The organism is Natronococcus sp. A-GB7 (genome assembly GCF_029688865.1).
Lineage (GTDB): Archaea > Halobacteriota > Halobacteria > Halobacteriales > Natrialbaceae > Natronococcus.
This window is the reverse complement of the sequence record NZ_JARUKV010000002.1, coordinates 109,819-121,115: the sequence shown is the minus strand read 5'-3', so window position 1 is coordinate 121,115 and position 11,297 is coordinate 109,819. Positions and strand designations below refer to the sequence as shown.

Genomic DNA, 11,297 nt, shown 5'->3' with positions numbered 1-11,297 from the left:
GGGTTAGATCATCTCCTGGTACTCCGAGGCGTCGAGTAGATGATCGAGTTCGCCCTCGGGCTCTACCTCGACCAGCCACCCGCTGCCGTACGGATCCTCGTTGACGAGTTCGGGGTTGTCGATGACGTCCTCGTTGGTGGCGACGATCGTTCCGGCGACGGGCGTGTAGATATCGGACACCGCCTTGATGCTCTCGAGAACGCCGAACTCCTCACCTTCACCGACCCCCTCGCCTTCGGACGGGAGATCGACGAAAACGATGTCGCCGAGTTCGTCCTGTGCGAAGTCGCTAATACCGACTCGCACCGTCTCCGAGCGATCGTCCGCCCATTCGTGTGATTCAGCGTACCGTAGTTCGGATGGTATTTCGAATTCCATAGTATCAGGCATCAGCCTCGAGTGTGTTCAGGAAGCGCTGGTCGACGACCGTCGCATCCACGACCCGGTTGCGGACTTCGATACCGAGTTGCGTTCCCTCCGCCGCGTACTCCGTATCGACGTATCCGAGTGCGAGGGGCACCTCGAACGTCGGGCTCATCGTGCCGCTGGTCACGTGTCCGATCTCGTCGTCGCCGTCCGTTATCGAGTATCCCTGTCGTGCGATCGCTCTCTCCTCGATTCGGAGCCCGACGATCCGTTCGTCGACGCCGTTTTCCCGGAGTTCGAGGAGCGCGTCCTTGCCGACGAACGACGGTTTCTCGAAGTCGACGACGAACCCCAATCCGGCTTCGAGCGGCGTTCGAGGCTCGGTGTCGAGATCGAAGTCCTGGCCCGAGAGGAGGAGTCCCGCCTCCAACCGGAGCGTATCTCGGGCACCGAGACCGCAGGGTTGGATCCCGTCGAACGCAGCCCAGACGGTCTCGGAATCGGCCGCCGGAAGGACGATTTCGTATCCGTCCTCGCCGGTGTATCCGGTTCTGGCGACCAGACAGCTCACGTCGTCGATTTCCGTTCGCTGAGCCGTGAATCGGGAGAGGTCCCCGACAGCGTCCGCCGTAGCGGACTCGACCGCCTCGACGGCGTCGGGTCCCTGAACTGCGATCATTCCCGTTCCTTCACTCTGGTCTTCGACGGTTACATCGAGATCGAGCGCTGACGCCCGATCCTCCCACCGGGCGGCCATCTGCGCTCCGTGGCCCGCGTTCGGGACGAAGAGGTACCCGTCCCGATCCGGGTAGCGATAGACGACAATATCGTCCAGTATCACGCCCTCGTCGTTCAGCACGCACGAGTACTGGGCGTCACCGGGATCCAGCTTGTTCACGTCGTTCGTGGTCAGCCGATTCGTTAGCGCGGCCGCGTCGGGTCCGCGAACGACGACTTCGCTCATGTGGCTGATATCGAAGCAGCCGGCCGTTTCCCGTACTGCATCGTGTTCGGTACTGATCGAATCGAACGTGACCGGCATCTCCCAGCCGCCGAAGTCGGTGAAGTCCGCCCCCGCACGTTGATGAATCTGGTATAGTGGTGGCTTGCGCGACGTCACGTCTGATACAATCAGCGAGCGATTATATAAATTCCCCTGTTCGAGACGGCCGTGGCCGGTACTAATTGATGCGCGTAACTGAGAAATCCGCGTCGCGAACGGCGTTCATGATCCGATCCGTCTGCTCGGTCCCGCTCGTCTCGATTCGAAAGTAGAGGTACGCCTCGCCGACGTCCAGGTTTTCGACCGATCGCTCGTGTCGAACGTTGCGGACGTTTGCGCCGTGATCCGCGACGATCTCCGAGATCCGTTCGAGCCGCCCCGGCTCGTCGACGATGTGAACTCTGAACCGGACGAGTTGACCGCGGGCCGTGAGCCCGTGGGTGAGGATCGTCTGCAGATCGGTCATACTGAGGTTCCCACCGGACAGCACCGGAACGACGGTCTCGCCGTCGACGTCCAGCCGATTGCTGCGGAGAGCCGCGATCGTCGTTGCACCCGCACCCTCGACCATCTGCTTCGTGCGCTCGAGCGTAAACAGGAGGCTCTCGGCGATCTCCGTATCCGAGACGGTGACGACCTCGTCGACGTAGGGTTCGATGCAGTCGTACGTGAGCTGGGAGATCCCGCCGGTCGCGATTCCATCTGCAATGGTCTGGACCGACTCTCTTTCCTGTGGGTTGCCCTTTTGAAGACTGTCGGGGAGCGTTGCCGCACCGGTCGCCTGGACACCGACGATCCGTGTTTCAGGTGCCCGCTCGCCGATGACGGTCGCGATTCCACTCAGTAGTCCGCCACCACCGACCGGAACGATCACCGTATCGACGTCGGGGACCTGTTCGAGAAGCTCCAAACCGAGGGTCCCCTGTCCGGCGACGATATCCGGATCGTCGTACGCGTGAACGAAGAGCGATCCCTCTCCGACTAACGATCGTGCGTGTTCCATCGCCGCCTGGAAGTCGTGCCCGTGTAGTTCGACGTCGGCGCCGTACCCCGCTGTCGCGTCGATCTTCGCCTGCGGCGCGTTCTGAGGCATAACGATGGTCGAATCCAGCCCGGTTTTCGTCGCGGCGAGTGCGACTCCCTGCGCGTGATTGCCGGCGCTCGCGGCAACGACTCGAGAGAGTTCGGGATCCGATTCCGTTACCTGGACGAGCTTGTTGTACGCTCCGCGCGTTTTGAACGAGCCGGTTCGCTGGAGATGCTCCATTTTGAGCAGAACCGCTGCTCCCGTTTCCTCTCGGAGTGATCGACTCGTTTCGATCGGCGTTTGCTGAACAACCGAGTCGTCCAGGCGCCCGCGTGCGCGCTCTATCTCGGAAACTGATACGTTCGTCGCTCGCTTGTCGCGGGTCATATGCGGTGTCCTCGTACGATATCCGTTACTAACCCGTAATAACGGTAGCGCTAGGTCGGGAGGGGATTCCGAGTGGAGGCGCCACAGTCCGTTCCGCACACTGGGGAACGATGCTGGCTACTTCGAACCGCGCCAACAATCGATCGTGTGCCGTGTGGAGTGGACGGCTCTGGCCGTGCAGTTGAACGGCCTCGGGAGGGCGGGCCACGAATAAACCGGTCCATTGCACTGCACAGGAGCCGGGTCATCGACTCGACGCGCCGAGAGCTGCGACTGGCCCGAGACCAACGATCGTGTGTCGATCGAAGCGGTCTCGAACCAGGTTCGCCGATACCGACGATCTCACTTTCCAGCGTGGGGAAACTTTCCTGTAGCTATACCAGGAATTAACACCTCTTCTCGCCGAAGCAGGTGTGGTGTACGGCAGTACATTTGTAATCCGTACGCCGTTCGGTCCTCCCTTCCGGCGATTGCGGGCACCACAGTGATTACAGATGTACGAGTGTAATAGACTCCCTCTCGAGCAGGAGTGCCGTAGACATCTCTCAGCTCGATTCGTTGGACGCCAACTCCTGCTCGAGATCGGAAACGACCGGGCGAAGAAGTTCGACCAGTTCCGCATCGGAGGGAAGCCGGTAGGGAGGGCCGGAGATATCCAGCGATCCAAAAACGGTTCCGTCTGGGCACTCTACGGCGATTGCTACGGCACGCAGCCCCTCCAGGGCCTCCTGATCGTTCACCGCGTACCCCTGAGACCGAACCGTCTCGATCTCCTCGAACAGCCGGTTCCGATCCGTGATCGTGTTCTGCGTTTCCTCCGGCAATCCCCACTTGTCGATCACGTCGTCGATGTACTCGTCCGGAAACTCGGCAAGCATCGCCTTCCCGCTGGCTGAGTTGTGCATGTAGAACTGGTGTCCGACCTGAAACCCCTCTACCGACGGGTTACTGACCTCGTCGAAGAGGATAGTGCTTCTTCCGTTCTCCTCGACGGCGAAGCTCACCTCCTCGCCCGTCGTGTTGGCCAGCTCGAGTGCGCTCTCTCTCGCGAGTTCGTACCGACCGTCCCTCCGTCGCGCCTCTTCCCCAAGATGGAAAAGCTTCAGTCCGAGCTCGTACCGATCGTTCATCTTTGTAACGTATCCGTACTCGGTTAGCGTCTTGAGGTGTGTGTACACCGTACTCGTCGACAGACCGACTTCCTCGGCGACCTCCGTCAGTCGCGCTCCGTCCAACTCGTCGACGGCATCAACCACCCGGAGCGACGTTGCCGTGGTTTTCCTTCGATCCCCGCCATCGTTCGGTTCCATACTCCGTGTTATCTCATAATCTACTTAAAACCGGCTCTCCCGGGGGCGTATACGCTTGCTGTATACTGCTCATCGAAAGGCGCGTCGGAGCGTTCGCCCTCGCTCCGGTCCGTTTTTCCGTATACCAATCTCCCCGTACCAGTACCTTTATCAAGCACCACTATGAGGTAACGCCTGTCATGGAATGGGCCCTCAATACAGCTGTTGCGCCAGCGTATATGGACGTAGCAAACAGCACCTGGCTATGGATTTCGGCGGCACCGGTGGTTTTCGTGGTGTTGTTGCAAGCGGGATTGTTCCTTCGTCGAGCGTGGAAAAACGGAAAGGAAATGGGTCTCTCCGACGAGCAGCTCGAGACCGGGCTGAGGACGGGTATTATTTCGGCTATCGGTCCTGCGATAGCAGTACTTGCAGCGATGTTAGCACTGATCGCCACCATCGGGGGGCCGGTCGCCTGGATGCGGCTCACGGTTATCGGGTCAGTCGCGTTCGAGCTGCCGGCTGCGGAGCTCGGTATCTCTCAGTTGGGATACGGCTTCGGTGATGACGGAATCACTGAAACAGCGTTTGCAACCGCAGTGTGGACGATGACGCTCGGTGGCATCGGGTGGCTACTCGTCGCGGCCCTCGGAACGCCGCACATGGAAAAGGCGAGAAAACGGATCGTCGGCGGGAGAAACAAACTCCTTCCTGTCGTCACCTCGGGCGCGATGCTCGGAGCGTTCGCGTACTTCGTATCCGGAGAGTTCACCTCCGGGGCGCCCGAAATGGGATCCGCTGCGGTCGGCGGGTTGGTCATGCTTTCGCTACTGAAAGTAGCTGACGAGAAAGAAATCCAGTGGATCCGTGAGTGGGCACTGGGTACTGCAATGGCCGTCGGGCTCGTCGTTGGAATGGCCCTTCACACGGTAGCCGGAGGGGGGTGGTAGCCGTGTCTTCGTCCTCCGGTTCGGGCGACACCGTGTACGAATCTAACTTCATTCCATACATCAACAGATGGGGTAGGGCGACGAGTCTGCTCGCGGTGGCGCTTTCGTTCGGGCCGGCACTCGCCTTGCTCACCGTCTTCGAGATCGTTCCCCCGACAGGGGCGGTAGTCGGCGGATTCCTGTCCGTCGCGGTCACCTTTGGACTCATTTGGTTCATCGAGCCGATCTCCTACTATCCCGTACTCGGTATTCCGGGGACGTACATGGCGTTCCTCTCGGGGAACATCTCGAACCTTCGTCTGCCCTGTGCCGCTGCAGCACAGGAGAGTGCAGACGTCGAAGCGGGAACGCCACGGGGGAGTATCATCTCTACTATTGCGATCGCCGGATCGATTTTCGTCAATATCACGATACTGACCGTCGGCGTTTTTGCGCTCGTTCCAGTGTTCGAGGCGATGCCCGAGTTCGGCCGGAACGCGCTCGAGTCGTACCTCGTTCCGGCGATCTTCGGTGCGATCTTCGCCCAGTTCGGCAGGGACTACCCGAAGGTAGCCGCCGTCGGGCTCTGTATCGCGCTGTCGATGACGCTGTTGATGGAGTTCGGATTCCTCGCCTTCCTGCCGGGTCTTCCGCTCTATGCCGTGATCCTCGTCTCGGTGTTCGGTACGATATACGTTGCAAAACTCATGTGGCAGAACGGTATGATCGAGACGGACTCGTAATACGTCGCCACCCGTTTTCAGTCGTCAGTGTACTACCGAATAGTGGTAGGAATATTTAAATAACATATAAATGTGTGCTGAAACCCTGTTATCGTATGCCAGAGAACGGAGACCTGAGAGAGTTGCGGCGGCTGTTTCACCGAAACCCCGAGCCGGGCTGGTGTGAGTTCTGGACGACGGCAAAGATCGTCGAAGAAATCGAGCGGATCGGCGTAGACGAGATACACGTCGGACCCGATGCGATCGACAGCGAGCAGCGACTCGGCGTTCCGGACGAGCAAGAACTGTCATCCTGGATGGAAAGGGCCAAAGACGAGCTCGACGACCACGCTGTTCTCGACGAAGTAGCCGGAGGTAACACCGGCGTCGTCGCAGTCATCGATAACGGAGAGGGGCCCTGCGTCGGCCTGCGCGTCGATATCGATGCGCTCCCGATCGACGAATCGACCGACTCGGATCACGCGCCGGCCGCCGAGGGGTTCCGCTCGACGAATGATGGGTTCATGCACGCCTGCGGTCACGACGCTCACATCACTTTCGGGCTAGGCGCGCTCGAGGAGTTGTCGAACCGGGATTTCAGCGGAACGTTCAAGGTCTTCTTCCAGCCGTCCGAAGAGTTGCTCGGCGGCGGGAAGGCGATGGCGAACACCGAACACGTCGCCGACCTCGATCGTCTGATGGGGGTACACGTCGGACTCGGTAGGCAAACCGGAGCCGTCGTCGCCGGTCTCGACGAAGCACTTGCCCTCTCTCGGTTCGACATCGCATTCGAGGGAGAGTCCGCACACGCCGGCCTCGCCCCGAACGACGGTCAGAACGCCGTTCAGGCCCTAGTCACTGCGGCAGACAACATGTATTCGATCCCCCGTCACGAGGACGGTGTGACTCGAGTGAACGTCGGCGAGATCCGATCGGAGAACGCGGCGAACGTAATTGCCGATTCGGCGACCGCGAAAGCGGAGGTGAGAGGTGGCTCGACGCAGTTGATGGAGTACATGAAAGAAGCCGTATACGAGCGGTTAGAGCACGCTGCAGGGATGCACGGTTGCGAACTGGACGTTACGGTCATCGGCGAATCGATACGGCAGGACTGCGACGAGGAGATGGTCGACGTCGTCTATGAAACTGCAGTGGAGATCGACGCGGTTACGTCGCCCAGCCGAAGGGACGCACTCGGAGCGAGCGAAGATGCGACCTACCTGATGAAAGCCGTCGCCGAGAGCGGCGGGAAAGCGACGTACATCGGTATCGGTGCGAGCAATCCCAGCGGCCATCACACGCCCACGTTCGATATCGATGAAGACTGTCTTCCGATCGGCGTCTCCGTTCTCTCACGGACGGCGCTCTCTTTGCTAAACTGACGGTACGACCGCGCCCGAGGGCGTCAGTGCGCCCCCGTCCACCCGTCCCGTTCGCTCGGAGCGACCGTCCGCTCGCTTCCTCGAGGGGGAGCGGGAACCGCGGTCTCACGGATCGGGCAAGCGGCCGCCTCGTTCGCGACGGAGGGCTGTCGGTGGACGCCGCCTTCGACTCCGTAGCGGGGTACGAGCCGAGAGTTCGATTTGCGGTCCTCGAGTCCAGAATCGATCGACACCGTCGAGTCGGAGGGATCCGTCGCTGCTCGGCAGTGAATATAAGCGCTTCCGGAACACAGGTACGATCGGAATGGCGTCATCCACACCCCGGACGACGGTCGACCGAATCGAAACCGTCGTCGTCGACCCCGCGGATATCGTCGAAGCGTTCGAGCGAAACCGACGTGACGGACCCGAACGTCGCGATCACGTGCTCCGCGTTTCGGCGCCACTCGAGGACGAGGTGCGAGCGACACGCTCCGTTTCGGACGATCGGCCGAGCACTCCGTCGGATGGAACTGCCCTCCCGATCGAGCTGGCTCCCGAGGCGTTCGTTCACGTCCACGGCGACTACGACCGGGATCGAACGCGCGTTTCGGTTCCGACGCGACGGGAGTCGCGATCGATCGCCCGCAGCGACCGCGGGGACGACGTCGACGAGGAAACGGTCGAAGAGTACCACGCGACGGCGATGGATGCCTGGAAACAGTGCGTCCGGACGAGCCTCGTCGACGAAGTTCCGCTGGCTACCGGTCCGGAATCCGGCAGTGAAGCGTGGGTCGACGTTCGGTACGAGCGAGGAAGCGAGTCGAACGACTGAGCTCCCTCGCGGTCGTACCGCATCGGTTGTCCTGCCGGCGTTCACGAGGATCCGTTCGGCCCTCCGATTGCCTCGCATCGCAGCGACGGGTAGCGTTTGCACCGATCGTATACGATCGAGCGGAACGGGACCTCGGCAACCACCTACAGTCCGAACAGCGATCGGGCGTTCGTTCGAAGCAGGCGATCGAGCGTGGTGTCCGAAAGCGGCAGCTCCTCGAGCGCGGTTTCGATCTCGGCGTCGGGGTCGTCGGCAACCCGCGGATCGAAGCCGCCGAAGGCGAGGACGCGGTCGGGTGCCGCGTCGCGAAACGACGCAGCCCACTCGTTGGTGTCGTGGGTGTACCCCAGGATCGGGCTCACGTAGTTGATGATCGCCGCGGTCGCGATGCCCTGGTCGTCGAGGTAGTCGACGAACGCCTCGGGGTTCCGGGCGAGCTCGAGTGTTCGATCGAACGCCGCGGCGTGTTCCCGAAACGTCGCTCTGGCGTCGTCGGTCATCCGCCAGAACGGGTTCATGTAGACGTGGACATCGACGACGTCCCGCTCGGTCCGTATCTCGCTCACACTCCGGACGTCGGCGCTTCGGTACAAAAGTTTCGCGGCGAGGTTACAGTCCTAGCGCCTCGCCCGCGACGGTCGTCTTCTGGATCTCGGTCGTGCCGCCGATGATGCTCAGAATCTTCGCGTCGCGGTAGTAGCGCTCGAGGGGAAGGTCGGTCCGATACCCCTTCCCACCGTGGATCTGAATCGCGTTCCGCGTGACGAACTCCGCGGCCTCGCTGGCGACGTACTTCGCCTTGCTCGACTTGCGCGTGTTCCCCTCGCCGTCGGCGATCGCCGTCGCAGAGTCGTAGACGAGGTGGCGGGCCGAATCGAGCTGGGCGTCCATGTCGGCGACCAGCACCTGCACCGCCTGGTACTCGCCGACCGCCTGGCCGCCCTGCTCGCGGTCGCCGGCGTAGTCGAGGGCTTCCTCGAAGGCCGCCCGGGCGATCCCCGTCCCGATAGCGCCCAGTCCCGTCCGGGCCATGTCGATCGTCCCCATGGCGATGCGGAAGCCGTGTCCGACCTCGCCCAGGAGCGCGCCCTCACCGACGCGAACGTCCTCGAACGTCGAATCACCGGTGACGTGGCCGCGCATCCCCATGAACTCCGTTCGGTCGAACTCGAACCCGTCGGCTTCGTCGGCGCTCGGTGCCAGAAACACGCTCACGCCGTGGCTCTCCTCGGGAGCGGGCCGCTTGCGAGCGACGACGAGGTGGACGTCCGCGACGCCCGCGTTCGTGCCGAAGGACTTCTCGCCGCTGATGAGGTAGCCGCCGTCGTCGTCGTCCCGTGCGACCGTCGACAGCTCGGTCGGCGAGCTTCCCGCGTCTGGTTCGGTCAGCAACATCGCACCGACCGACTCACCGCTGGCCATCGGCTCGAGCCACTCCTCCTTCTGGGCCTCGGTGCCGAAGTTCGCGATCGGCAGCGCGGCGAACGTGTGGCCCTGGATCGTCTCGGCGACCGCACCGCTCGCTTTGGCGATCTCCTCGACCGCGAGGCAGTACGAGAGGAAGTCCGATCCCTCGCCGCCGTACTCCTCGGGCAGCAGGATGCCGAGCAAACCGCGCTCGCCCGCGGCTTCGATCACCTCTCGGGGGAACTCGTCCTCGTTCTCGATGCGTTCGGCCTCGGGTTCGACGACCTCCTCGGCGAAGGTCGCGGCCCGGTCGCGAAACTCCCGGTGCTCCTCGGAGAGGGCGTTCTCGATAAGCGTCATACACCCCTACACGCGGCACACACCACTATAAAAGTTCTCGAGGCGGTCGGAGCCGCGGTCCGCTACTCGAGGTTGACGTTGACGTTTTTCGTCTGGGTGTACTCGTGGATCGCCTCGGTGCCCTGCTCGCGGCCGTAGCCGCTCTGCTTGAAGCCGCCGAACGGCGTCTGAGGCTGGGTGACCGGGAACTCGTTAATGCTCACCATCCCGTAATCGAGGTAGTCGGCGACGCCGTGTGCGGTCTCGAGATCCGAGGTCCAGATTCCCGCCATCAGTCCGTACGGCGAGTCGTTGGCGATCTCGATCGCCTCCTCGCGGTCCGAGAACTCGATGACCGAGAGAACGGGTCCGAAGATCTCCTCCCGAGCGATCGTCATGTCGTTGGTGACGTCGGTGAAGACCGTCGGCTCGACGAAGTGGCCGACATCCGGGTTCTCCGGAACGCCTCCACCGGTAGCGACGGTGGCGCCCTCTGCTTTCCCGGTCTCGATGTAGTCGAGGACCTCCTGTTGCTGGTCCTCGCTGACCGTCGGCCCCATTCGGCCGTCGTCGTCGATCCCGCTGCCGAGCGGCGTCCCCTCGGCGCGCTCGACGACCTTCTCGACGACCTCGTCGTGGACCGACTCGTGGACGAGCAGCCGCGATCCCGCCCAGCACATCTGGCCCGCGTTCATGAATATGCCGTAGTGACAGCCCGCGGCGGCGTCCTCGAGGTCGGCGTCGGGGAAGACGATGTTCGGCCCCTTTCCGCCGAGTTCGAGGGTGACGCCGGTGACGTTCTGAGCGGCTCGCTCCATGACGCCCTTGCCGATCCCGGTGCTGCCGGTGAAGGCGATGTGGTCGACGTCGGGATGTTCGGCCAGCCGGTTGCCGGCGGTGCTCCCCCGACCCGGAACGACGTTGACGACGCCGTCCGGAATCCCCGCCTCCTCGGCGGCGACGGCGTAGTACAGCGCCGACAGCGGCGTCGTGCTCGAGGGTTTCAGTACCGCCGTGTTCCCGCAGGCCAGCGCCGGCGCGAGGCTGCGACCCGCGAGCTGGAAGGGGTAGTTCCAGGGGATCACGTGGCCGGTGACGCCGACGGGTTCGCGGACGGTGTAGTTCAGCCGATCGCCGGGGACGGGTACCTCGTCGCCCTCGACCTTGTCGGCCCAGCCCGCGTAGTACCGGAACGTGTCGATCACCATGTCGACGTCAAGCGTCGCCTCGAAGGGGGTCTTCCCGTTGTCGTGGGACTCGACCAGGACGATTTCGTCCTTGCGTTCCTCGATCGCGTCAGCCATCGCGCGGACGTGTGCGGCTCGCTCCTTGGGGGCCAGCGAGCGCCACTCGGCGTCGCGCTCGGCGGCTGCAGCCGCGGCGTCGACCGCGCGATCGACGTCCGCTTCCGCACCCTCGGCGACGGTCGCGTAGGGCTCCTCGGTCGCCGGATCCTCGGTCTCGAACGTTTCGCCCGCCTCGGCTGCGGTCCACTCGCCATCGATATACAGGTCTGTCGGGCCGTCGTAGCTCATGCGGACGTGGATAGTAGACACCCCGATAAAAAACGTACGGAACCGTCAGGGGTCGCCGCTCGAGCGGCGGTGGGTAGCTATAAGTTACCCCGGCAGA

At 62.7% G+C, this 11,297-nt stretch carries 11 protein-coding genes; 4 read left to right on the top strand and 7 right to left on the bottom strand.

All coding sequences use genetic code 11. The features are described from left to right. Positions 1–3 precede the first annotated feature (3 nt). From gcvH to QA609_RS02555, 4 genes are all read right to left on the bottom strand, one after another. Positions 4–378, bottom strand: a complete 375-nt coding sequence (gcvH, locus tag QA609_RS02570; RefSeq protein WP_278301018.1) for a glycine cleavage system protein GcvH — start codon at positions 376–378, stop codon at positions 4–6. 4 nt (positions 379–382) lie between these two features. Further along, positions 383–1,486 carry a glycine cleavage system aminomethyltransferase GcvT gene (gene gcvT, locus QA609_RS02565; protein ID WP_278301017.1) on the bottom strand — a complete coding sequence of 368 codons (1,104 nt, stop codon included), beginning with the start codon at positions 1,484–1,486 and terminating at the stop codon, positions 383–385. Between the two features lie 61 nt (positions 1,487–1,547). Beyond that, positions 1,548–2,783, bottom strand: a complete 1,236-nt coding sequence (gene ilvA / locus QA609_RS02560) for a threonine ammonia-lyase (RefSeq protein ID WP_278301016.1) — start codon at positions 2,781–2,783, stop codon at positions 1,548–1,550. 545 nt (positions 2,784–3,328) lie between these two features. After that, positions 3,329–4,093 (bottom strand): IclR family transcriptional regulator, encoded by a 765-nt coding sequence (locus QA609_RS02555; protein ID WP_278301015.1) that lies wholly within the window; start codon positions 4,091–4,093, stop codon positions 3,329–3,331. A gap of 179 nt (positions 4,094–4,272) precedes the next feature. On the opposite strand from QA609_RS02555, the gene QA609_RS02550 reads away from it, so the two are divergent. The 4 genes from QA609_RS02550 to QA609_RS02535 all read left to right on the top strand — a co-directional run bounded on the left by QA609_RS02550 (position 4,273) and on the right by QA609_RS02535 (position 7,919). After that, positions 4,273–5,022, top strand: coding sequence for a DUF5058 family protein (locus QA609_RS02550; protein WP_278301014.1), 750 nt, complete (start codon positions 4,273–4,275; stop codon positions 5,020–5,022). 32 nt (positions 5,023–5,054) lie between these two features. Beyond that, on the top strand, positions 5,055–5,744 hold the full coding sequence (locus QA609_RS02545) for a hypothetical protein (RefSeq protein WP_278301013.1): 690 nt from the start codon (positions 5,055–5,057) through the stop codon (positions 5,742–5,744). Positions 5,745–5,839: 95 nt separating this feature from the next. Next, positions 5,840–7,105, top strand: coding sequence for an amidohydrolase (locus tag QA609_RS02540; RefSeq protein ID WP_278301012.1), 1,266 nt, complete (start codon positions 5,840–5,842; stop codon positions 7,103–7,105). 304 nt (positions 7,106–7,409) lie between these two features. Next, positions 7,410–7,919, top strand: coding sequence for a hypothetical protein (locus QA609_RS02535; RefSeq protein WP_278301011.1), 510 nt, complete (start codon positions 7,410–7,412; stop codon positions 7,917–7,919). 143 nt (positions 7,920–8,062) lie between these two features. Here the strand turns inward: QA609_RS02535 and QA609_RS02530 are convergent, their stop codons facing one another. The 3 genes from QA609_RS02530 to QA609_RS02520 form a co-directional block, all read right to left on the bottom strand. After that, positions 8,063–8,485 carry a hypothetical protein gene (locus QA609_RS02530; protein WP_278301010.1) on the bottom strand — a complete coding sequence of 141 codons (423 nt, stop codon included), beginning with the start codon at positions 8,483–8,485 and terminating at the stop codon, positions 8,063–8,065. A gap of 43 nt (positions 8,486–8,528) precedes the next feature. Further along, entirely contained in the window at positions 8,529–9,686 is a 1,158-nt protein-coding gene (locus QA609_RS02525) for an acyl-CoA dehydrogenase family protein (RefSeq protein WP_278301009.1), read from the bottom strand. Between the two features lie 62 nt (positions 9,687–9,748). Then, the gene (locus QA609_RS02520; protein WP_278301008.1) at positions 9,749–11,200 is read right to left on the bottom strand and encodes an aldehyde dehydrogenase family protein; all 1,452 of its coding nucleotides are present in this window, start codon (positions 11,198–11,200) and stop codon (positions 9,749–9,751) included. Positions 11,201–11,297 lie beyond the last annotated feature (97 nt).

What these genes read in the sequence shown, in the direction of transcription:
- gcvH (WP_278301018.1), bottom strand. Translation starts at nt 378, where the DNA reads ATGGAATTCGAAATACCATCCGAACTACGGTACGCTGAATCACACGAA.
- ilvA (WP_278301016.1), bottom strand. Translation starts at nt 2,783, where the DNA reads ATGACCCGCGACAAGCGAGCGACGAACGTATCAGTTTCCGAGATAGAG.
- QA609_RS02555 (WP_278301015.1), bottom strand. Translation starts at nt 4,093, where the DNA reads ATGGAACCGAACGATGGCGGGGATCGAAGGAAAACCACGGCAACGTCG.
- QA609_RS02550 (WP_278301014.1), top strand. Translation starts at nt 4,273, where the DNA reads ATGGAATGGGCCCTCAATACAGCTGTTGCGCCAGCGTATATGGACGTA.
- QA609_RS02540 (WP_278301012.1), top strand. Translation starts at nt 5,840, where the DNA reads ATGCCAGAGAACGGAGACCTGAGAGAGTTGCGGCGGCTGTTTCACCGA.
- QA609_RS02535 (WP_278301011.1), top strand. Translation starts at nt 7,410, where the DNA reads ATGGCGTCATCCACACCCCGGACGACGGTCGACCGAATCGAAACCGTC.
- QA609_RS02525 (WP_278301009.1), bottom strand. Translation starts at nt 9,686, where the DNA reads ATGACGCTTATCGAGAACGCCCTCTCCGAGGAGCACCGGGAGTTTCGC.
- QA609_RS02520 (WP_278301008.1), bottom strand. Translation starts at nt 11,200, where the DNA reads ATGAGCTACGACGGCCCGACAGACCTGTATATCGATGGCGAGTGGACC.